This is a genomic window from Polaromonas naphthalenivorans CJ2 (assembly GCF_000015505.1).
In the GTDB taxonomy this organism is placed as follows: domain Bacteria; phylum Pseudomonadota; class Gammaproteobacteria; order Burkholderiales; family Burkholderiaceae_C; genus Polaromonas; species Polaromonas naphthalenivorans.
This window is the reverse complement of the sequence record NC_008781.1, coordinates 1,768,117-1,787,901: the sequence shown is the minus strand read 5'-3', so window position 1 is coordinate 1,787,901 and position 19,785 is coordinate 1,768,117. Positions and strand designations below refer to the sequence as shown.

Below are 19,785 nucleotides of genomic sequence, written 5' to 3'. Positions count from 1 at the left end.
CTTGTCGCTTCGCGTACTGCGCTGCCCCCCGAGGGGGCCGCTGCGCCTGCAGCCCGGCAAAGCCGGTTCTGCGGCCCTGGCTGGAATAGAGCTACGGCTCCCCCCACGCTTGTCGCTTCGCTTATTACGCACTTTTAGGAACACTGGATGACCATGAAGATGAAGACGCCCTTGCATACCGAAGCCATTACCGGCGTGATCCTGGCCGGAGGCCGTGGCTCGCGCATGGGAGGCGTGGACAAGGGCCTGCAAAACTTCAACGGCGTGCCGCTGGCCCTGCACACCCTGATGCGGCTCTCGCCGCAGGTCGGCCAGATCATGATCAATGCCAACCGCAACCTGTCGGCCTACGAATCCTTTGGCGTTCCGGTCTGGCCCGACAGTGCCAGCCTGGGCGAATATGCCGGGCCGCTGGCCGGTTTCATCACCGGGCTGGAACGCTGCGAAACCCCCTACCTGCTGACCGTTCCGTGTGACACGCCGCTGTTTCCGGCCGACCTGGTGGCACGCATGGCCGATGCCCTGGCGCGCGAGAATGCCGACTTCGCCGTGGCGGCCGCGCGGGAAGAAGACGGCCAGTTGCGGGCGCAGCCGGTGTTTTGCCTGATGGGCGTTCAGATGTTAGAGAGCCTGGTGCGCTTCACGCAGGCGGGCGGCCGCAAAATCGACGCCTGGACGGCGCAGCACAAAACCGTCATCGTTCCCTTCGACCGGCCGGGCGACGAGGCGCACGGCTTTTTCAATGCCAACACGCTGGCCGAGTTGCACCAGCTCGAAGCGAGGCAGCCATGAGCACCATAGCCCAGATTGCCGCCCAGCTGCAGGGCTACGACCCGCAGGCCATGACGGCCGATGGCGTGCAGGATTTTCTGGCCCGCCTGGTGACGCCGGTTCGGGACGCGCTGGAACTGCCGCTGTTTGAAGCGCTGGGCCGGGTGCTGGCGGCCGATGTGATTTCACCCTTCGATGTGCCGCCGCATGACAACTCGGCGATGGACGGCTATGCGTTTGCCGGCGCGCAACTGTCGCCCGATGCCGCGCTGGACTTGCAGGTGGTTGGCACGGCGCTGGCGGGCAAGGCCTGGCAAGGCAGCGTTTTGCCCGGCCAGTGCGTGAAGATCATGACCGGCGCGGTGATGCCGGCGGGCCTGGACACCGTGGTTCCGCAGGAGTTCGTCCAGCTGAACCGGAGCGGTGACGTCGAACGCATCACCATTCCGGCAGGCCTGCTGCGCACGGGCGACAACCGCCGCCTGCGCGGCGAAGACCTGGCGCAGGGCAAGGCGGCGCTGCAAAAAGGAGAGCTGCTCACGCCCGCGCGGCTTGGGCTGGCGGCCTCTTTGGGTCTTGAAACAGTCAAGACATGGCGTCCGCTGCGCGTGGCCTATTTTTCAACCGGCGATGAAATCCTGTCGCTGGGCGAAGCGCCGCGCGAAGGCGCGGTGTACGACAGCAACCGCTACACCGTCTTTGGCCTGCTGAGCCGACTGGGCTGCGAGGTGATCGACATGGGCGTGGTGCGCGACGAGCCGGCATTGCTCGAAGCCGCGTTCACCGACGCCGCTAGCCGGGCCGACGCCATCATCACCTCGGGCGGCGTCAGCGTGGGCGAGGCCGACTACACCAAGGCGATGATGAAAAAGCTCGGCGACGTGGCTTTCTGGCGCATCGCCATGCGGCCGGGCCGGCCGATGGCCGTGGGCCGCATTTCAAGCATCAAATCGGCATTTTGCGCAGATAGCACGGGCGCAAGCAGCTATGAAAATAGTAGCAATAAAAATAGCGCCGTGCTGTTCGGCCTGCCCGGCAATCCGGTCGCGGTGATGGTGACCTTTCTGGCCTTTGTGCGCCCTGCCCTGCTGCGGATGATGGGCGCGCGGCCCGAACCCGGTGTGCTGCTCAAGGCGCACAGCCTTGAAGCGATCCGCAAGAAACCGGGCCGCACCGAATACCAGCGCGGCATTGTTTCAACCGCGCCCGACGGCTCGCTGCAGGTCAAGACCACCGGCAGCCAGGGCTCGGGCGTGCTGCGCTCGATGGCCGAGGCCAACGGGCTCATCGTGCTGCACCACGGCCAGGGCAATGTGGCCGTGGGTGACGAGGTCGATGTGCTGATGTTTGACGGTGCGATCTAGGGTTTTGCCCGGTCAGCGCCTTACTGGCTCAGGTTCAGCTTGAGCAAATCGCCACGCATCGGCGCATCGCCCACATCCGGCATCAGCTCGGATTAATGCAGCAGCCGCGAATGTTGACCCGGACTTGGGTGACGGCGGTGTCGTCCTGCACAAAGATGCTGACCTTGCCGCTGTGAATCTGGGCCGATGTCAACGGGTAGCTGAAGGTCTGGCTCTGGCCCAGCAGCAGATGGATGGACTGGCTGGTGCCGGGCACTGACACACCGCCAGCAACCAGGGCGGTGGTGTCATTGTTTTGCAGGCTGCTGTTGGCCACGTTTTTGACCGTGTAACTCACCGAGCCCTTCAGCTCGCAGGTACGGGTGGGCAGTTTCCAGCGAATGGTTTCGGCAAACAGCTTGTTGGGCTGCGGTGTGTTGTAGCTGGCAGGGTTGACCAGGTGAGCCGGCAAAAAATCCGTGGCGTCAGGGCTGGTGGGGCCGCTGCTTTTCACCATATTGATATTGACCGGGTTGGAGCAGTTGCAGATTTGCGCCGGGAGCCGTGGCTCCATGGGCGAGAAAGCATCCTGCGCCGTGACAGCACCGGCCACCAGCAATGCGGCAACCGACAGACCCGACAACAAAAAGCGGCGTGCAGCGTATGTCATGACTATTCTCCAAAAAGGTTTTCAAACACCGCGCATGGCAGGAATTGCAATGCGTCAGTGCTGTTGAGTCGTTGGTGCCCTGATGCCGGTTCAAGTCTTTTTTCAAAAAAATCTGAACAATCCAGAGAAACATCGTTTCAAGAAATCAGGCAAACCGGGCAGGCATCCGCCTTTGCCGTCCCGCACGGCCCATGAATGGCGGGTACGGTGTTGAGTCATTTGGCACAGCCCAGCCAGATGCTTCAATTTGTTTACAAATATTTCAGTTACAGGTAGGCTGAAAAAACACCCGCCGGATTGAACCGCAGGCCATCCTGATACGACCCAGAGCCAGTGACGCCGCACAGCGCCGGTTTTGGGGACAGAGCCGGGCGAAATGCGGCCCTACCGATGCCCGAGCCGGGCAAGAAAGCACACCGATGACCGATGAAGAACACCAGGCCCTGCTGCAGCAGGTCATGGCCCGCAACGCGGGCAGTGAAAATGCCATGGCACAGCTTTACCGCGCCTTGAGCGGCCAGGTGTTTGCATTTGTACGCCAGCGCCTGAGTGCGGCTGACGACCATACCGTGCAGTCCGTGGTGCAGGAGGTGCTGTATGAAGTGTGGCGCGCGGCACCCCACTTTTCCGGAGCCTCCATGGTCAAGACCTGGGTGCTGGGCATTGCGCGGCACAAACTGCTTGACGCTGCGCGCAGGAACCGCCACGCCGGCCGGCACGATGACATCGCCGACCATGCCGAAACCCTGCCTGACGAGTCGGCGGACATACTGGCAACGCTGGCCGAAAAACAGCGCGCCGAATGGCTGGCCTTCTGCATGGACAAACTGCCCGTGGACCAGCGCGAAAGCCTGCACCTGCTGCTGGTGGAAGCCCTGAGTGTGCAGGCGATTGCCGATATTCAGGGTTGCCCCGGCGGCACGGTCAAAACCCGCGTTTTTCATGCCAAGGCCAAACTCAAGAATTGCCTGGCACGCTGGCTGCGGCACGATGGCGATACGCCGGGCGCGCCTGGCATCAGGGGGAATGCAGCATGAACAACACAGCCGACACCCATGAATCCCAGGGCATTGACGACCTGGAACTGGTACAGGAACTGCTGCCCTGGTATGCCCTGGGCACGCTGGACGGGGCAGAACTGGCCTTCATGAAACAGTGGCTGGCGCTGCACATGGCAGAGCACCCCGACATCAGCGCCGAACTGGCCTGGCTGCGCAGCAGCGCCAGCCATCTGCAGGCCGAGGCATCGGCCCAGGCACAACAGGCCATGGCCAGCGGCCCGGGTGACCTGGGGCTGGCGGCGGTGATGCAGCGCATTGCACAGGAACGCGCGCCCGAAGCCTCAACACAGGTGCACCCGACCACCGAAGCGCAAAAAAACAGCACCAGACCCTGGCTGGCGCAGCTTGGCGACCGGATCAAAACTTTATTGAACGACACCTTGGGCATGCGCTCGCCCGCAGGAGCTTTTGCCGTGTTTGCCCTGCTGCTGGTGCAGGCCGGCGTCATTGGCAGCCTGCTGCTGCAAAAACCAGCCGAACAGCAGGCCCTGAGCGGCGCGCCAGGTGTGACAGCACCGGCCAATGCGGTTTTGCTGACAGTGGCATTCAGCCCCAGTGCCAGCGAGCAGGCCATTCGCCAGACCCTGAGCCGTGCCAACGCACAAATTGTTGCCGGCCCCAGCGCCCTGGGGCTCTACATGCTGTCTGTTCCCGCAGGCCAGGCCGATCAGGCCACGCACCAGCTGCAGGAGGCCAAAGGCATTGTTGAATCGGTGCAACGCTGATGGTTGCCGCATGTGTTGTCAAAACTGCCGGGCCACGCAGGTCGCGGCCAGGCAGAAACCTGGGTCTGACCATGCTGGTACTGGCCGGTGTCTTGCACGCAGGCATGGCGCTGGCGCAGGCGCTTGCGGCAGAAGCTGTAAAGCGTGACCCGCCTGCATCGGCCCCCCGTGCGGCACAGCCTGACGACAAGGCCGGCGCAACAGGTTTGGCCCGCCCCAAAACCGCTGCCAACCCGGTCACCGAACCATCAAGCCAGGTCAAACGCCCAGTCCAGACGCCTTTGACAACAGGCATCACACCTGATGTCAAGAAGGTAGCGCCACCGGCACCGGTATTTGACGGCCCGATGCGCCCAGGTTTCGGTCCTGCCGCCGACAAACCCGTGCCGCCTGCGCCGCCAGTCCTGGTCAACCCGAAAGTCACCCGCATTCCCGGCCCCGGCTATATCCCATCGCCAGCGCGGTTGACAAATACACCAACCGAGTCTGTGCAGCCACCGGCCGTGGCAAGGCCTGCGCCTGCAGTGCCTGCAGCCAAGCCCGGCCCGGCTCGCAGACTGGGGGAAGAAACCCCGTTTGAACCCGGGCAACTGCTGATCCTGTGGACCAGCAAGGAAGCCGCCACAGCCGGAATTGCCGTCCTGCGACAAAACCACCGGCTGATTCCACGCCAGCGCCATGAGTTGGAAAACCTCGGGCTGACGGTCATTCTGCTGGTCTTGCGCAACGACAGCCAGGCCAGGTTATGGCGTGACCGGCTGCGCCGGGAACATCCGGACTGGGTGATTGACCTGAATGCACGGGCCGGACTCCTGCAATCCGCATCGCCCAGGCTTTACGCCCAGAAAATGCTGACAGGCAGTGCGCCGGCGCTCCGCACGACCATGCCGCGCGGCCTGCGCCTGGGGGTGATTGATACCGGCCTGGCCCCTGCGCTGATGCATCCGGAGGCACTCAATGGCAGCAGCGTGGTGTTGCGCAGCCTGATTGATCCGGCCAGCAAACCGGCTGACCCTTCGCATGGCAGCGCCGTGCTGCAGCTGATGGCCGGGGCCACCCGGCAAAACAGTTTTGCCGGTGTTGCGCCGCCAGCCCAGCTGTTCTGGGCGGCCAGCCTGCGCGATGTCGCTGGCAAGGCCATGACCAACAGCCTGGTGCTGGCGCTGGCGCTGGACTGGCTGGTGGGCCAGCGTGTGGTTCTGGTCAATATGAGCCTGGGCGGACGGGGCGACGCCATCCTGCAGGCGGTGGTGACGCGGGTGCTGGGCCTCAATGTCACCCTTGTGGCGGCAGCAGGCAACAACCCCGCCATGCCGGCCCAGCCCAGTTACCCGGCCGCCTACGCCGGCGTGTGGGCCGCCACGGCAGTTGATGCCGCAGGCCATCTTTACAGCGGCGCCACCCGCGCCGGCTACACCATGCTGGCGGCACCGGGTGCAGAACTGTGGGTACCAGGTGCTGGCGGCAACGGCGGCAGTTATGTCAGCGGTACTTCTTATGCAAGTGCCTTGGCAGCAGCAACCCTGGCCTGGCAACCCCAGCCGTTCTGGAGCCTGGATGCAGCACAGCGCGCTCACCGCGTTTGCGCCCAGAGCCTGAAGCTGCAGCACAGCGCTTTCCTGGGTTGCGGCCTGGTTCAAAAACCCGGAGAGAAAACCCGTATGGAGGCGGCGCGGTAGTCAAGCATCCCCACGACGATTTCAGCGGCCCGGCTTCCCCACATACTCAGGCTCAGGTAGATGTGACGATGCATGAGGCAGCGGATGTGATGGCTCATCCTTGACCGCTGCCGTGTTGGCCCCCGGTATGGCGCTGCGGGCAAACAGGGCGTACATCGTTGGCACCACGAACACCGTCAGCAAGGTGCCCAGCGACATGCCACCAACGATCACCCAGCCGATCTGGATGCGGCTTTCGGCACCCGCGCCATGGGCCAGGGCCAGCGGCAAGGCGCCCAGCACCATCGCGCCGGTCGTCATCAAAATCGGACGCAGCCGCTGCGACGAGGCCTTCACCAGCGCATCGATCATCTCCATGCCTTGCCCGCGCAGCTGGTTGGTGAACTCGACAATCAAGATGCCGTGCTTGGTGATCAGCCCGACCAGCGTGATCAGGCCGATCTGCGAATAGACGTTGAGCGAGCCGCCGCTCCATTTCAGCGCCAGCAGCGCGCCGATCATCGACAGCGGCACCGACAGCATGATCACCAGCGGATCGACAAAGCTCTCGAACTGCGCCGCCAGCACCAGGAAAATGAACACCAGCGCCAGCACGAAGACGATGGCCAGCGCGCCCTGCGAATTCCTGAATTCGCGCGACGTTCCGTTCAGGTCGGTGCTGTAGCCGGTCTTCAAGACCTTGGCGGCGGTCTGGTCCATGAAGCCCAAGGCTTCACCCAGAGAATAGTCGGGCGCCAGGCTGGCCGTGATAGACACCGAGCGGCGCTGGCCGAAGTGGTTCAGCTCGCGCGGCGACACACTTTCGCTCACCTTGACCAGGCTGGAGAGCGGAATCATGGATTCATTGCGGCCGCGAACATGAATGCGCTCGATGTCCTCGGGCGTGCTGCGGCCGCTGGCCTGGGTCTGCACCACCACGTCGTACTGTTCGGCATCGCGCTTGTAGCGGGTCACGTTGCGCCCGCCGAGCAGCGTCTCGATGGCCTTGGCGACCACTTCGACGCTCACCCCGAGGTCGGCCGCCCGGTCGCGTTCCACCTCGATGCGCAGTTCGGGTTTGTTCAGCCGCAAGTCCACGTCGGGCGAGACAATGCCCGGGTTCTTGGCCATCTCGTCAAGCATGCGGCGCACCACGGCGTTGAGGTTCTGGTAGCTGTCCGAGGTCTGGATGACGAAATTGAGCGGCCGCTCGCGAAAGCCCTGGCCCAGCGAAGGCGGCGTGATTGAAAAAGCCGTCACGCCGGGCAGCGCATTGAACTGGGGCTGCAGTTCGCGCGCCATGTCCATGGTCGAACGGCTGCGAACCTCCCAGTCCACCGTGCGATAGACCACGCTGGCCTGCGCCACCGTCGGGTTGCCGACGTTGGCAAAGATGCGGTCGAATTCCTTGAACGGCTGGCCCATCTTTTCCAGCGCCTGGGCGTAGCGGTTGGTGTAGTCGAGCGTCGAGCCGTCCGGCGCATTGACGCTGGCCAGGATCACGCCCCGGTCTTCCATCGGTGAGAGTTCCTGCTTCATGGTCGGGAACACCAGCACAATAGCTACGCCGCTGACCAGCATCACGGCCACCACGATCCAGCGCGCCTGGAACACAAAGCCCTTGATGCGCTGGCCGATGCTGCGGTCCTGGGCCGGCGGCTGAAAGCGCGCCGTGACGATCCAGCGCAGCAGCGCGCCGTAGCGCTCCGAAATGCTAGTGAGCACGCGCTCCATGGTGCGGTCGAAGCGGTTCGGCTTGGGGTTGTGCTTGAGCAGCTGGGTGCACAGCATGGGCGTGAGCGTCAGCGCGACAAAGCCCGACACCACCACCGCGCCGGCCAGCGCCAGCGCAAACTCGACGAACAGCCGCCCGGTGCGCCCCGGCGTGAAGGCCAGCGGCGCATACACCGCGACCAGCGTGGCGGTCATGGTGATGATGGCAAAACCGATCTCGCGCGCGCCCTTGATGCCGGCCGAGAACGGGTCCATGCCCTCCTCGATATGCCGGAAGATGTTTTCCAGCATCACGATGGCATCATCGACCACCAGCCCGATGGCCAGCACCAGCGCCAGCAGCGTCAGCGTGTTGATGGTGAAGCCGGCCAGCGCCATCAAGGCAAAGGTGCCAATCAGGCTGACCGGAATCGTGATGATCGGAATGATGGACGCGCGCAAGGTGCGCAGGAACACAAAAATCACCAGCGCCACCAGCAGCACGGCTTCGAAAATCGTGCGGTACACGTTCTTGACCGAGCGGTCGATGAACACCGAGTTGTCGTTGGCGATGTCGATCAACACATCGGGCGGCAGGTCGGCCTTGAGCTTGGGGATCACGTCCCGCACGCCTGCGGACAGGTCCAGCGGATTGGCCGTCGCCTGGCGGATCACGCCGACGCCGACCGCCGGGCGGCCGTTCAGCCGGACTGCCGTGCGCTCATCGGCAGCGCCTTCCTCGACACGGGCCACATCGCGGACCCTGACCGAAAAACCGTTGACGGTCTTGATGACGATCTCGCCAAACTGGGCCGGCTTGAGCAGGTCGGTCTGCGAGGTCACGCTGAATTCGCGTTGCTGCGATTCAATCCGCCCGGCCGGCAGCTCCAGGTTGCTGCGCCGAATCGCGTCCTCGACATCCTGCGTCGTCAGTCGGTAGGACGCCAGCTTGTCGGTGTCCAGCCACACGCGCATGGCGTACTTGCGCTCGCCGAAGATGCGCACGTCGGCCACGCCGGTGACGGTTTGCAGGCGCGGCTTGACGATGCGATTGACCAGGTCGTTGATCTGCAGCGGCGTCAGCGACTCGCTCGAAAAAGCCAGCTGGATGACCGGAAAGGCGTCTGCCTCGACCTTGGCGATCACCGGCTCCTCGATGGCCTGCGGCAGGCGGTTGCGCACCCGCGAGGTGCGGTCGCGCACTTCGGCGGCGGCGGAGTCGGCGTCTTTTTCAAGCCGGAAGCGCACGCTGATCTGCCCCTGGTCGGCGCGGCTGATCGAGGTGATCACGTCCACGCCGTCGATGCCGGCAATCGAATCCTCCAGCGGCTTGGTCACCTGCGACTCGATCACCTCGGCCGACGCGCCGGCATAGCGAACGCTCACGGTCACGACCGGCTCGTCGATCTTGGGGTATTCGCGCACGGTCAGCCGGTTAAAGCTGACGGCGCCGATCAGCACGATCAGCAGCGACAGCACGGTGGCGAACACCGGGCGGCGAATGGAGACTTCAGCGAGTTGCATGGGGGGCTGTGACGCGAATCACTCAGGTTCTGGCGTGCTTCAGGAATCAGCCGGGATTGCGCGCTGCCGGGCTGGCAGGGATTTTTTCCGGCATGGCGGTGCTGCTGGTGGGCACAAGGCCTGATGCTGGCGCCTGGGAAATCACGGCGCCACACGGATTGGGGCCTGATGGCGCGGCGGTTTTTGCGGCGGCGGGAGCTGAATTTGAAGCGCTGGCCCCGCTTGTTTCAGCGGCCGGGCGGGACGGTGCGCCATTGGCCAGTTCCACCACCGTCACGACGGTGCCGTCTTTCTGAATCCGCTGCTGGCCAGTCCTGACCACGGTGTCGCCGGGCGCCAGCCCCTCGGTGATTTCCACCTTGCCCGGGCTGCGCAAACCCACCTTGACCTCGACACGCCGGGTGGTCCGGGTGGCTTCATTCGGCCCGTCCAGCAGCTTGATGACAAACTGCCTGCCGCCTTGCGGAACAATCGCTTCTTCGGGAATGACGCTGGCGTTGTCGCGAACGCCAAAAACGGTATTCACGCGCGCGAACATGCCGGGCCGCAATGTCAGGGCGCGGTTGTCGATGCAGCCGCGAATGCCGACCGACCGGCCGTTCACATCAATCAACGGGTCAATCGCCTGGATCTGCGCCGTGTAGCGCTGGCCGGGCAGCGCGTCAATGTCAAGCAGGGCCACCTGCCCGCGCCTGACCTTGCTCTGGTAGCGCTCGGGCAGCCGGAAATCCACGTAAATGGCGTCGATGTCTTCAATGTTGACAATGTCGGCGCCATCCTTGAGGTAGTCGCCCACATTGACCTGGCGAATGCCGGCGATGCCGTCAAACGGCGCAACGATTCTCAGGCGTGCCGCCGTGGCTTTGGCCAATGCCAGCTTGGCCTGCGCCACCTGCAGGCTGGCGGCGCTTTCATCGAGCGAGCGCTGGCTGATGAAGTTTTGCGCCACCAGTTCCTGGTTGCGTTTCTGGTTGGCCTGGGCTATCGACAGTTCGGCCTGGCTTTGCTGGATTTGCGCCTGCGGCAGCTGGTCATCGAGTTGCACCAGCAGCTGTCCCTTGCGAACCCGCTGGCCATCGGTGAAGTTGAGCTGGGTGATGCGCCCGCTGACTTCAGGACGCAGCACCACGCCCCGGCGCGAACGCAGGCTGCCGACGGTCCGGGTTTCGTCGGAAAGCCGCGCCTGTTCCACCCGTGCGACTTCCACCGAAGGCGGTTTGGCGGGCGCACCAGCGCTGGCCGTGTTTGCGGCGCCATCAGCGGGCCTGGGTTTCTGATACCACCAGGCAGCGCCTGAAGCCGCTGCAATGCCCGCCACGGCGACCACGGTATAAATTGCTTTTGATGCCATGAGGTGGGTGCAAGGTGAGATGAAAGGAAACAGCTTTTCAATGTAGCAGGATGCCGGCGAAACCGCAGTGGACGCACCCGCTTCGACGCAACGCTTCACCCTCCTTTACAAGGGCTTTACCCTTTACCCAGCCGGGCGGCCTGTTCCCGCAACAGGCTGCGCATCCATCTTTGGCCTGTCCGTTCTAAAGCCGCCCAAGGGCACGCTCCACGCCCTTGTTGGCCAGCGCATCGGCGCGCTCGTTGCCGGGGTCGCCGTTGTGGCCCCGAACCCAGCGCCAGTCGATGCTGTGGCCGCTGGACACGAGCAGCGCATCGAGCCGCTGCCACAAGTCCACGTTTTTGACGGGCGCCTTGGCCGCCGTGCGCCAGCCCCTGGCCTTCCAGCCGTGAATCCATTCGGTGATTCCCTTGAGCACATACTGGCTGTCGAGGTACAGGGTCACGGTGCAGGGCTTTTTCAGGGCCGCCAGCGCCTCGATAACGGCCGTCATTTCCATGCGGTTGTTGGTGGTGCCCATCTCGCCGCCGAAGATTTCCTTTTCGGTGCCGCCAGAGGCCAGCAAGGCGCCCCAGCCTCCGGGGCCGGGGTTGCCCTTGCAGGCGCCGTCGGTGTAGATCACGACGTGTTGTGGTTGGGAAATAGTGGGCTCTGCTGCTGAATCGGTCATGGGTTGCTTGGGGTTCCAGGTAAAAAAACTGGGGTTTAAAAAATCAAAAAACAGAGGCGGAATTTTCAGCGGCTGGCCGGATTCTTATTGGCAACGGCAACAGGTGCTGCGGCGGGCGCTTTACGGGCCTTCCAGGCCGGCTCCAGCAGGCGCATGCCCCGCACATGCTTGACCGCCACCAGAAAATAGACGGCCCCGAAGATCGGCCACCAGCGTTCGCCAGCCGCATCCATCCAGTCGAACCGGTCCAGCCACTTCTGGCTGTCAAACGCCGGGCGGTAGCAGCCAAAACGTGCCGATTCGACCTCGAAATCGAGCAGCCTCAGCCAGTCGCGAAGCCGCCAGTAGCCGATGTAGTCACCGGCATTGGGCAAAAAAAACTCGTCGTAGCCCAAACGCTGGTAAAAATGATCGCGCCGCTGGCGCAAACCCCACAGGCTGGCGGGGTTGAACCCGCTGATCACCACCCGTCCCTCGGGAACCAGAACGCGTGCGACCTCGCGCAAGGCAGAATGGGGGTCGCGTCCAAGCTCCAGCGTGTGCGGCAACACCACGAGATCCAGGCTGTTTTCGGGAAAAGGCAAGGCCGCCGAATCGGTCAGCAAGGCAACCTGGGGGGAACTTATGGCAGCGGGCTCCATCCGATGGAGCGGGTTGCCTTGCAACGAAGACTGGAGCGGCAAGCCCGGCATGGATGAAAGGGCCAGCCATTTGTGCGGCATGCGGTTTGCTTGCAGGGCATCGAGTTCGGGCAGCCCCAGCTGCAGGGCGTGGTAGCCAAAAATATCGCTGACCGCCTCGTCGAAATGGGCGCGCTCCCAAGCCAGCAAGTAAGCGCCTGGCGGGGTTTTCAGCCAGTCTGTCAAACCTATAATTTCCGAGTTCATCGAGACCACTGCATGTATTTGTTTCCCATTTCCGCTTTTGCCGACAATTACCTGTGGTTGCTGCATGACGGCAAGCGCGCCCTGGTCGTGGACCCTGGCGACGCAGAGCCGGTATTGCGCGCGCTGGAACAGTCCGCGCTGCAACTGGAATCAATTCTAGTCACGCATCACCATGCGGATCACACCGGCGGCGTCGATGCACTGCGCAAAGCCACCGGCGCCAAAGTCTATGGCCCGGCCAACGAACGCATTCCTGCGCCATTCGAGCCATTGCATGAAGGCGACTCGGTGCACACCCTGGGCCTGGATTTTCAGGTGCTGGACGTGCCGGGCCACACGGCGGGCCATATTGCCTTTTACACCCCGGACATGGATGGCAGGCCGCTGCTGTTTTGCGGCGACACGCTTTTCTCAGGCGGCTGCGGCCGGCTGTTTGAAGGCACGCCGGCGCAAATGCTGGCATCGCTTGACAAGCTGGCGGCATTGTCCGGTGCCACCCGGGTTTGCTGCGCCCACGAATACACGCTGGACAACCTGCGCTTTGCGCTGGCCGTTGAGCCTGACAATACCGACCTGGCAGCGTACCAGCAGCATTGCCTGCGGCTGCGGGCTCAGGGACAACCGACCTTGCCCAGTTCCATCCAGCAGGAAATCCTGATCAATCCTTTTTTACGCACGCGGCGAGCCAGTCTTGTGTCAGCCGCACGCCACTTTGACGCGTCAGTCCATGACGACACCTCGGTATTTGCCGCCCTGCGGCAATGGAAAAACCAATTTAAATGATGCTTCACTCCCGATCCGCCCCTCTTTACCCTTCTTTTTCTTTTCCAAACTTCCGGCTTTTCTCGCTGGTGCTGCTGCTGCTGATGACCGTGCTGGCAGGCTGTGCCACCCGGCCAACGGGCATGCCCGGCGACCCCGTGCTGGCCACCGGGCCGGGCTCCACCCCCGGGCAACGGGTTCAGACGGGTCCATTGCGTGCCATTACCCCTGGCCAGGTGAATTCATTCCCGATTGTCTCGACCGAGCCGCCCAAGGAACTCTGGGATCGCATTCGCCGGGGCTTTGCCATGCCCGACCTGCAAAACGAACTGGTGACTGACCGCGAGCAGTGGTACACCAGCCGTCCGGACTACATCCTGCGCATGACCGAGCGTTCCAGCAAATACCTCTTTCATATCGTTGAAGAGCTGGAGCGCCGCCAGATGCCGACCGAGCTGGCCCTGTTGCCCTTCATTGAAAGCGCGTTCAACCCGCAGGCTGTTTCCAGCGCCAAGGCGGCCGGCATGTGGCAGTTCATGCCGGCGACCGGCAAATACTTTGACCTGAAGCAAAACGACTTTCGCGATGACCGCCGCGACGTGCTGGCATCGACCCGCGCCGCGCTGGACTACCTGCAAAAACTCTACGGCATGTTTGGCGACTGGCACCTGGCACTGGCCGCCTACAACTGGGGCGAAGGCAGCGTCAGCCGCGCGATTGCCAAAAACCAGAAAGCCGGCCTGGGCACCAGTTACAACGAACTCAACATGCCGGCGGAAACCCGGCTTTACGTGCCCAAGCTGCAGGCGGTGAAAAATATCGTGGCCAATCCGCAGGCCTTCAACAGCGAGCTGCCGCTGATTGAAAACCACCCCTATTTCCAGCAAGTGCAGATCACGCGGGATATTGACGTGGCCCTGGCCGCGCGGCTGGCCGACGTGCCGATTGACGTCTTCAAGGCACTCAACCCTTCGGCCCGCCGCCCGGTCATCCTGGCCGCAGGTACGCCGCAGATTTTGCTGCCGTGGGACAACGCGCTGGTGTTCCAGCGCAATTTTGACGCCTATACCCAGGGACAATATGCCAGCTGGACCGCATGGACCGCCCCCAGCACCATGAACGCGGCCGAGGCGGCAAGGCATACCGGCATGAACGAAGCCGATTTGCGCAGCATGAACAACATACCGCCGCGCATGCTCATCAAGGCCGGCTCGACCCTGCTGATACCGCGCACGGCCCAGATGGACGATGACGTGAGCAGCCATGTCGCCGACAATGCCCAGCTTTCACTGTCGCCTGAAATCACCACCCGCCGCACGACCGTCAAGGCACGCAAGGGCGAGTCCGTCGCCAGCATTGCCGGCCGCTACGGCCTGACGGTGGCCAGCGTCGCCAACTGGAACAGCGTCAGGGCCGGGGCGGCTTTCAAACAGGGCCATCAGGTCGTGCTGTATCTGCCGATCACCGCGCGCAACGTCGCCAACATGGTTGGGTCATTTAAAAAACCCGCCCCCTTGTCGGACAACATCAAAATCATCCCAGTCAGGCGCAGCGCCAGCAAAACCATTGTCAAAAAATCAAAAAGGCGCTGAAATTTCCGATTCGGAAGCCCTTGGCCTGAAGCTTTGAGCCGCTTCAGATACGCAGGGAGCCCGTTCCGAACAGGCCGATCAGCCCAATGACAATCAGATAAACCGCCACGATGTAGTTCAAGAGCCGGGGAATCAGCAGAATGAGGATGCCTGCGATGAGAGCGACGATGGGACCGATGCTCATTGAAAGATTCATGATTTTCCCTGATGGTTTGATTTTTATTTTTGCAGGCGCGGCCTGAAGCCGTGCTGCGCAAGAGTAGCTCAAGCACTTTAAACAGCCTGGCAGATGATGGCTGTAGGACGGCAGGAAGAGTTTCAAAGGGCGCATCAGGCGGGGCAGCAGCGCCGGGGCAAACCCGCTCAAGCCTTGAAGCGTTCCTTGGCCCGCTGGGCAAATACATTGGTATAGGTTTTTCCAAGGTCAATGCTGCCGGTCTTGATGCTGGCATCGAAGCTGGCAAGCGCCTTCAGGGCGGTGCGCGGAGCTTCATCGGCCAGGATGCCGTCCAGCGAGATCGACTCGCGCACCTTGTTGAACGAGGCAATGTAAAGGCCCCGGTCGCCCAGCAGATAGCTTTCGGGCACGGTCTTGATGATGTCTCCCGGACCTGCCGTTTGCAGCCACTTCAGGCCACGCACCATCGCATTGGCCAGTGCCTGGCAGGTGTTGGGATTTTTGCGGACGAAATCGAGCGGCGCAAACAGGCAGGCTGCCGGCATCGGCCCGCCAAACACTTCCATCGTGCCTTTGAGCGTGCGGGTGTCGCTGATGATCCTGACCTCGCCTTTTTGCTCCAGCATGGTCATCAGCGGGTCGGTGTTGCTCATGGCATCCACCTGGCCCGAACGCAGTGCGGCCAGTGCGCCATCAGCAGCCTTGCCCACCCCGACAAAGCTTGCGTCACCGGCTTTCAGGCCACCCTGCGACAACACCATGGAGGCCATCATGGCGCTTGAAGAACCCAGGGCCGGGACGCCAATTTTTTTCCCCTTCAGGTCGGTTATCGATTGGTAGCCGGGCAGGTTTTGGGGAGAAACGCCAAATGCAACCTGGGGCGCCCTGCCCTGCAACACAAACGACTGGTACATCTGCTGCATGGACTGCAGGTGAAGGGTGTGCTCGAAGCCTGCTGAACAAATATCGGCAGAACCCCGTGCCACGGCCTGCAGAGCCAGGGCTGCGCTCTCGAAATCACTGATGCCGACCTCCAGGCCTTCGCTCTTGAAATAGCCAAGCTGCTCGGAAATGGTCAGGGGCAGACAGTAAAAAGTGTTCTTGCTGTCCACGGAAATCGTGACTTTTCGGGTCTCAGGCTGGGTTTGCGCATACAACGCAGGCAAGCCGAGTGTTGCGGCAGTCAGGAGGCTGCCGCCAGTAAAAACACGTCGGGACATGCGGGGTAATCGTTCCATGCCAATTCTTTCTGCTCGAAGCCAGCTCTTTTTCAGCATATCGGTACACAAAAAAACCCGCATCGGGGTCATCCCGTGCGGGTTAATACCAAAATCCCGTCTGCTTGTAACGAGTGCTTACTTTTCTGCGAACAAACACCTCCGTGAAAGCAGATGAAAAGGATGCCTTCGCGCGGCGGCGTTCGCATGGTGCCGAACTTGGCAATGCCAGTACACACAATTGGCAACAAAGCTGCCGCACACCAGTAAGCCACCGTAAAAAATGCAATGGCCATGATCCGTTTTCGAGATTGGATTTTCGGGTGGGGCATCCGCGCCATTCGCGCTAGAGCCAAACCGGGGTGCAGCCTTCCTGAGCGCAAGCGTGGTTCGCAACCGGCGACGGTGACGGCGACATACATCCATGGGCTTGCGTTACAAAACTTGCATTGTGATTGCAGGCAGAAATTCTGAATGGAGTACTTTCCCCCTGATTCAAATTACTCCCGAAACATGCCCGTCCGGTCGGCTTCCTGTCGGCTTTTTCTACCCATATGGAGATTGAGAATGAAAGCATTTCAAATCCTCTCGCACGGCGATTGTTACGGTGTGATGCATCCGCCGCCCCGATGGCGGCACCGCTCGCGCCTGACCGCAGATGCATTGCTGATGGCCCTGCTGGCCTCTGGCGCGGCGGCGGTGATGGCGCAGGAAGAAGATGAGCCACCCCCGCCGCCGGCATCACTCAAGACCGTTCCGATCCCAGGGCCGGCAGCGGCCATACTGAATCACTATGTCGCCGACAAGGCCGCCGCCATCCGGCTCGGCAAGGCCTTGTTCTGGGATACACGGGTGGGCAGCGACAACAAGACCGCATGCGCCACCTGCCATTTCCACGCCGGCGCCGACAACCGCATCAAGAACCAGCTCAATCCAGGCATCCTGGCCGGGGATCGGACCTTCCAGCTCGGGGGGCCGAACTATGCGTTCAAGGCCTCCGACTTCCCGTTCACGGTGCATGCCGATGTCAACAGTGCACAGAGCCAGGTCTCGGACAAGAATGACATCGCGTCGTCGCAAGGCGTTTACACGCGCTCCTTCACCGATATCGCGTGGAGGACGGGCGAGGCCGATAACTGCGAGGACGTTTCCGATGCGGTCAGCCATGGCGGCTCCGGCTTCAACATCAACGGCGTCAACACGCGCAGGGTGGAGCCGCGCAATACGCCGACGATTTTCAACGCGATCTTCAACTTTCGCAATTTCTGGGATGGCCGCGCCAGCAGCGTTGCCAATGGCGGCGATCCGTTCGGGCCGCGCAATCCCGACATGCAGCTCTGGCGAGTTGAAAACGGGGTGCTCAGGCCCTTCAGCCTGGCCATTGCCACCGCCTCGCTCGCCTCGCTGGGCTCCGGCCCGCCGGTGAGCGAAAACGAGATGAGCTGCAAGGGGCGCACGCTTGCAAAACTGGGCACAAAGATGGTGAAACTCGTGCCACTGGCCGACCAGAAGATAGCGCCCACCGACAGCACGCTGGCCCCGCTGATCAATAGCAACAAGACTTATGCGGACCTGATCCGCCAAGCGTTCCAGCCAGACTACTGGAACTCAAGGACCAGGGTCAACATGCCAGGCGCGAACAGCGCCAATTTGGGCAACATGGATTTACCAAGAAGCAGGAATCCGCACGCCAACAGGCAGAGGAGCAATCCCGGCCAGATTTCACAGATGGAAGCCAACTTCTCGCTGTTTTTCGGGCTCGCGATTCAGCTCTACAGCTCAACACTGGTGTCCGACGATACGCCTTTCGACCGGTTTGCCGCCGGTAACACCAATGCATTGACTGCGCAGCAGCAGCGCGGCATGGCGATTTTCCGCAGCCCGAACGCGCAATGCATTCACTGCCATTCGGGTCCGGAATTCACCAGCGCGTCGTTTTCCAACGTCACCGGGGAGGGGCGGCTCGATCAGCGGGCGGGCGCCAACAACTCGGTGTTCCGCTACGACAACGGCTTCTTCAACACCGGCGTTCGTCCGACGGCCGATGATTTGGGTGTGGGCGGACTCGATCCCTTCAACAATCCGCTCTCGGAGAGCCGCCTGTCGCAACTCGGCAAGACGGCGCTGCTGGGCGAGGATTTCGATGCCGCCAGGGAAGTTCCAGTCGCTGCCAAGGCGCCATTGGCAGTTGATGGCGCCTTCAAGACGCCGGGCTTGCGCAACGTCGAATTCACCGGCCCTTACTTCCACAACGGGGGAAAGGCAACCCTGATGCAGGTGGTCGATTTTTACAATCGCGGCGGCGACTTCACGACGCAAAACCAGCCGGTTCCGGACCCGACCATCAAGCCGCTGGGCCTGAGCGAAACCCAGAAAAAGGACTTGGTGGCCTTTTTGCTTGCGCTCAGCGATGACCGGGTGCGATTCAAGAAAGCACCGTTTGACCACCCTTCGATCTGCGTGCCGCATGGGCATGAGGGCGATGAAAACCGCCTGAGGGTCAACAGATCGGGCGATGCCATCGACACCATGATGTGCCTGCCTGAAGTCGGTGCCGGCGGAGTCAGAACCGGGCTCAAGCCCTTCCTTGATCTCGATCCGTACCAGCATTAGCCTACATTAGGGTACGGAGTTGGCGGCTCACCTTCGGTCTGTCAACGCGTGTGCAATCGTGCCCAGATCGACATATTCGAGTTCGCTGCCCACCGGAACGCCGCGCGCCAGCCGGGTGACCTGCATGCCACGGCTTTTCAGGGCTTGGGCAATCACATGCGCCGTCGCCTCGCCTTCGGCGGTGAAATTGGTCGCCAGGATGACTTCCTGGACTTCACGCGACGCGGCTGGCAGCGGCTGGCCGTGCTCGTCCTTGGGGACGGCGCGGTCAAACAGCTTTTGCAGGCCGATGTCGTTGGGGCCGACGCCATCGAGCGGGCTGAGCTTGCCCATGAGCACGAAGTACAGCCCCCGGTAGGCCAGGGTTCGCTCCAGTGCCGCCTGGTCGGCGGGGGTTTCGACCACGCACAGCTTGCTGCGGTCGCGCTGGGGATTGGCGCAGGTCACGCACACCTCCTGCTCGGTCAGGGTGTTGCACAGGGCGCAGTGCCGGATGCTCTGGACCGCATGCTCCAGCGCACGCGCGATCTGCAAGGCCCCCGGCTTGTCGTGCTGCAGCAGGTGAAACGCCATGCGCGCAGCCGACTTCGCGCCCACGCCCGGCAGCTTGCGCAACGCCTGGGTCAGGCCGTCAAGAGCATTGGAATCTGCCACGGTGCTGGATTGCCGGAAAAGCCTTGGGCTAGAAAGGAAATTTCATGCCGCCGGGAAGGGCCGGCATTTTTGCGGTGAGGTTGCCCATTTTTTCCTGGCTGACTTCCTCGGCCTTGCGCACGGCGGCATTGAAGGCGGCGGCCACGAGGTCTTCGAGCATGTCCTTGTCTTCCGTCAGCAGGCTGGGGTCGATCTCGATGCGCTTGACATCGTGCTTGCAGGTCATGGTGACTTTCACCAGGCCGGCGCCGGCGTCGGCGGTGACTTCGACAAAAGCCAGGTCGTCCTGGGCTTTCTTGACGCTTTCCTGCATCGCCTGCGCCTGTTTCATGAGGCCTGCGAGTTGTCCTTTGTTAAACATGTTTTTTTCCTTTAAAGATGGGTTGCTGAAAACTG

Annotated in this window: 18 protein-coding genes; 8 read left to right on the top strand and 10 right to left on the bottom strand. The window is 62.4% G+C overall.

Going from position 1 to position 19,785, the window contains the following annotated elements; all coding sequences use genetic code 11:
* Positions 1 to 147: 147 nt before the first annotated feature.
* Together mobA and moeA are read left to right on the top strand one after the other, a co-directional pair.
* Positions 148 to 792 carry a molybdenum cofactor guanylyltransferase MobA gene (gene mobA / locus PNAP_RS08435; RefSeq protein WP_011801087.1) on the top strand — a complete coding sequence of 215 codons (645 nt, stop codon included), beginning with the start codon at positions 148 to 150 and terminating at the stop codon, positions 790 to 792.
* A complete protein-coding gene (gene moeA, locus PNAP_RS08430) occupies positions 789 to 2,135 on the top strand; it encodes a molybdopterin molybdotransferase MoeA (RefSeq protein WP_011801086.1) in 1,347 nt (448 codons plus the stop codon). Before mobA ends, moeA begins: the two co-directional genes overlap by 4 nt.
* 82 nt (positions 2,136 to 2,217) lie before the next feature.
* On the opposite strand, the gene PNAP_RS08425 is transcribed toward moeA, so the two are convergent.
* Positions 2,218 to 2,784, bottom strand: coding sequence for a hypothetical protein (locus tag PNAP_RS08425; RefSeq protein WP_011801085.1), 567 nt, complete (start codon positions 2,782 to 2,784; stop codon positions 2,218 to 2,220).
* Between the two features lie 419 nt (positions 2,785 to 3,203).
* Between PNAP_RS08425 and PNAP_RS24915 the strand changes: the two genes are divergently transcribed.
* From PNAP_RS24915 to PNAP_RS24910, 3 genes are all read left to right on the top strand, one after another.
* The gene (locus tag PNAP_RS24915) at positions 3,204 to 3,821 is read left to right on the top strand and encodes an RNA polymerase sigma factor (protein WP_011801084.1); all 618 of its coding nucleotides are present in this window, start codon (positions 3,204 to 3,206) and stop codon (positions 3,819 to 3,821) included.
* Positions 3,818 to 4,570, top strand: coding sequence for a hypothetical protein (locus tag PNAP_RS08415; RefSeq protein WP_011801083.1), 753 nt, complete (start codon positions 3,818 to 3,820; stop codon positions 4,568 to 4,570). Before PNAP_RS24915 ends, PNAP_RS08415 begins: the two co-directional genes overlap by 4 nt.
* A gap of 71 nt (positions 4,571 to 4,641) precedes the next feature.
* On the top strand, positions 4,642 to 6,249 hold the full coding sequence (locus tag PNAP_RS24910; protein WP_198140681.1) for a S8 family serine peptidase: 1,608 nt from the start codon (positions 4,642 to 4,644) through the stop codon (positions 6,247 to 6,249).
* A gap of 21 nt (positions 6,250 to 6,270) precedes the next feature.
* Here PNAP_RS24910 and PNAP_RS08405 read toward each other — a convergent pair whose 3' ends face one another.
* From PNAP_RS08405 to PNAP_RS08390, 4 genes are all read right to left on the bottom strand, one after another.
* Positions 6,271 to 9,465 carry an efflux RND transporter permease subunit gene (locus tag PNAP_RS08405; protein WP_011801081.1) on the bottom strand — a complete coding sequence of 1,065 codons (3,195 nt, stop codon included), beginning with the start codon at positions 9,463 to 9,465 and terminating at the stop codon, positions 6,271 to 6,273.
* A gap of 46 nt (positions 9,466 to 9,511) precedes the next feature.
* Positions 9,512 to 10,816, bottom strand: coding sequence for an efflux RND transporter periplasmic adaptor subunit (locus PNAP_RS08400; protein WP_011801080.1), 1,305 nt, complete (start codon positions 10,814 to 10,816; stop codon positions 9,512 to 9,514).
* A gap of 184 nt (positions 10,817 to 11,000) precedes the next feature.
* Positions 11,001 to 11,486 (bottom strand): ribonuclease HI, encoded by a 486-nt coding sequence (gene rnhA, locus PNAP_RS08395; protein ID WP_011801079.1) that lies wholly within the window; start codon positions 11,484 to 11,486, stop codon positions 11,001 to 11,003.
* A 65-nt stretch (positions 11,487 to 11,551) separates the two neighbouring features.
* Positions 11,552 to 12,373 carry a class I SAM-dependent methyltransferase gene (locus PNAP_RS08390; protein ID WP_011801078.1) on the bottom strand — a complete coding sequence of 274 codons (822 nt, stop codon included), beginning with the start codon at positions 12,371 to 12,373 and terminating at the stop codon, positions 11,552 to 11,554.
* A gap of 12 nt (positions 12,374 to 12,385) precedes the next feature.
* Between PNAP_RS08390 and gloB the strand changes: the two genes are divergently transcribed.
* Positions 12,386 to 13,156 carry a hydroxyacylglutathione hydrolase gene (gene gloB, locus PNAP_RS08385; RefSeq protein WP_011801077.1) on the top strand — a complete coding sequence of 257 codons (771 nt, stop codon included), beginning with the start codon at positions 12,386 to 12,388 and terminating at the stop codon, positions 13,154 to 13,156.
* A complete protein-coding gene (locus PNAP_RS08380) occupies positions 13,153 to 14,727 on the top strand; it encodes a transglycosylase SLT domain-containing protein (RefSeq protein ID WP_011801076.1) in 1,575 nt (524 codons plus the stop codon). Before gloB ends, PNAP_RS08380 begins: the two co-directional genes overlap by 4 nt.
* A gap of 43 nt (positions 14,728 to 14,770) precedes the next feature.
* Here the strand turns inward: PNAP_RS08380 and PNAP_RS25600 are convergent, their stop codons facing one another.
* The 3 genes from PNAP_RS25600 to PNAP_RS27595 form a co-directional block, all read right to left on the bottom strand.
* Positions 14,771 to 14,923 (bottom strand): DUF3096 domain-containing protein, encoded by a 153-nt coding sequence (locus tag PNAP_RS25600; protein ID WP_011801075.1) that lies wholly within the window; start codon positions 14,921 to 14,923, stop codon positions 14,771 to 14,773.
* Between the two features lie 167 nt (positions 14,924 to 15,090).
* The gene (locus tag PNAP_RS08370; protein WP_157040242.1) at positions 15,091 to 16,143 is read right to left on the bottom strand and encodes an ABC transporter substrate-binding protein; all 1,053 of its coding nucleotides are present in this window, start codon (positions 16,141 to 16,143) and stop codon (positions 15,091 to 15,093) included.
* 68 nt (positions 16,144 to 16,211) lie between these two features.
* Complete coding sequence (locus tag PNAP_RS27595) at positions 16,212 to 16,418, bottom strand: hypothetical protein (RefSeq protein WP_198140680.1); 207 nt, start codon at positions 16,416 to 16,418, stop codon at positions 16,212 to 16,214.
* Between the two features lie 271 nt (positions 16,419 to 16,689).
* On the opposite strand from PNAP_RS27595, the gene PNAP_RS08365 reads away from it, so the two are divergent.
* Positions 16,690 to 18,735, top strand: coding sequence for a cytochrome-c peroxidase (locus tag PNAP_RS08365; protein WP_011801072.1), 2,046 nt, complete (start codon positions 16,690 to 16,692; stop codon positions 18,733 to 18,735).
* Positions 18,736 to 18,762: 27 nt separating this feature from the next.
* On the opposite strand, the gene recR is transcribed toward PNAP_RS08365, so the two are convergent.
* Positions 18,763 to 19,389 (bottom strand): recombination mediator RecR, encoded by a 627-nt coding sequence (gene recR / locus PNAP_RS08360; RefSeq protein ID WP_011801071.1) that lies wholly within the window; start codon positions 19,387 to 19,389, stop codon positions 18,763 to 18,765.
* Positions 19,390 to 19,417: 28 nt separating this feature from the next.
* Positions 19,418 to 19,750, bottom strand: coding sequence for a YbaB/EbfC family nucleoid-associated protein (locus tag PNAP_RS08355; protein WP_011801070.1), 333 nt, complete (start codon positions 19,748 to 19,750; stop codon positions 19,418 to 19,420).
* Between the last annotated feature and the right edge of the window lie 35 nt (positions 19,751 to 19,785).

Bases quoted from the DNA above. Each gene is read 5' to 3' on its own strand.
- mobA (WP_011801087.1), top strand. From the start codon at position 148: ATGACCATGAAGATGAAGACGCCCTTGCATACCGAAGCCATTACCGGC.
- moeA (WP_011801086.1), top strand. From the start codon at position 789: ATGAGCACCATAGCCCAGATTGCCGCCCAGCTGCAGGGCTACGACCCG.
- PNAP_RS08425 (WP_011801085.1), bottom strand. From the start codon at position 2,784: ATGACATACGCTGCACGCCGCTTTTTGTTGTCGGGTCTGTCGGTTGCC.
- PNAP_RS24915 (WP_011801084.1), top strand. From the start codon at position 3,204: ATGACCGATGAAGAACACCAGGCCCTGCTGCAGCAGGTCATGGCCCGC.
- PNAP_RS08415 (WP_011801083.1), top strand. From the start codon at position 3,818: ATGAACAACACAGCCGACACCCATGAATCCCAGGGCATTGACGACCTG.
- PNAP_RS24910 (WP_198140681.1), top strand. From the start codon at position 4,642: ATGCTGGTACTGGCCGGTGTCTTGCACGCAGGCATGGCGCTGGCGCAG.
- PNAP_RS08405 (WP_011801081.1), bottom strand. From the start codon at position 9,465: ATGCAACTCGCTGAAGTCTCCATTCGCCGCCCGGTGTTCGCCACCGTG.
- PNAP_RS08400 (WP_011801080.1), bottom strand. From the start codon at position 10,816: ATGGCATCAAAAGCAATTTATACCGTGGTCGCCGTGGCGGGCATTGCA.
- rnhA (WP_011801079.1), bottom strand. From the start codon at position 11,486: ATGACCGATTCAGCAGCAGAGCCCACTATTTCCCAACCACAACACGTC.
- PNAP_RS08390 (WP_011801078.1), bottom strand. From the start codon at position 12,373: ATGAACTCGGAAATTATAGGTTTGACAGACTGGCTGAAAACCCCGCCA.
- gloB (WP_011801077.1), top strand. From the start codon at position 12,386: ATGTATTTGTTTCCCATTTCCGCTTTTGCCGACAATTACCTGTGGTTG.
- PNAP_RS08380 (WP_011801076.1), top strand. From the start codon at position 13,153: ATGATGCTTCACTCCCGATCCGCCCCTCTTTACCCTTCTTTTTCTTTT.
- PNAP_RS25600 (WP_011801075.1), bottom strand. From the start codon at position 14,923: ATGAATCTTTCAATGAGCATCGGTCCCATCGTCGCTCTCATCGCAGGC.
- PNAP_RS08370 (WP_157040242.1), bottom strand. From the start codon at position 16,143: ATGGAACGATTACCCCGCATGTCCCGACGTGTTTTTACTGGCGGCAGC.
- PNAP_RS27595 (WP_198140680.1), bottom strand. From the start codon at position 16,418: ATGGCCATTGCATTTTTTACGGTGGCTTACTGGTGTGCGGCAGCTTTG.
- PNAP_RS08365 (WP_011801072.1), top strand. From the start codon at position 16,690: ATGAAAGCATTTCAAATCCTCTCGCACGGCGATTGTTACGGTGTGATG.
- PNAP_RS08355 (WP_011801070.1), bottom strand. From the start codon at position 19,750: ATGTTTAACAAAGGACAACTCGCAGGCCTCATGAAACAGGCGCAGGCG.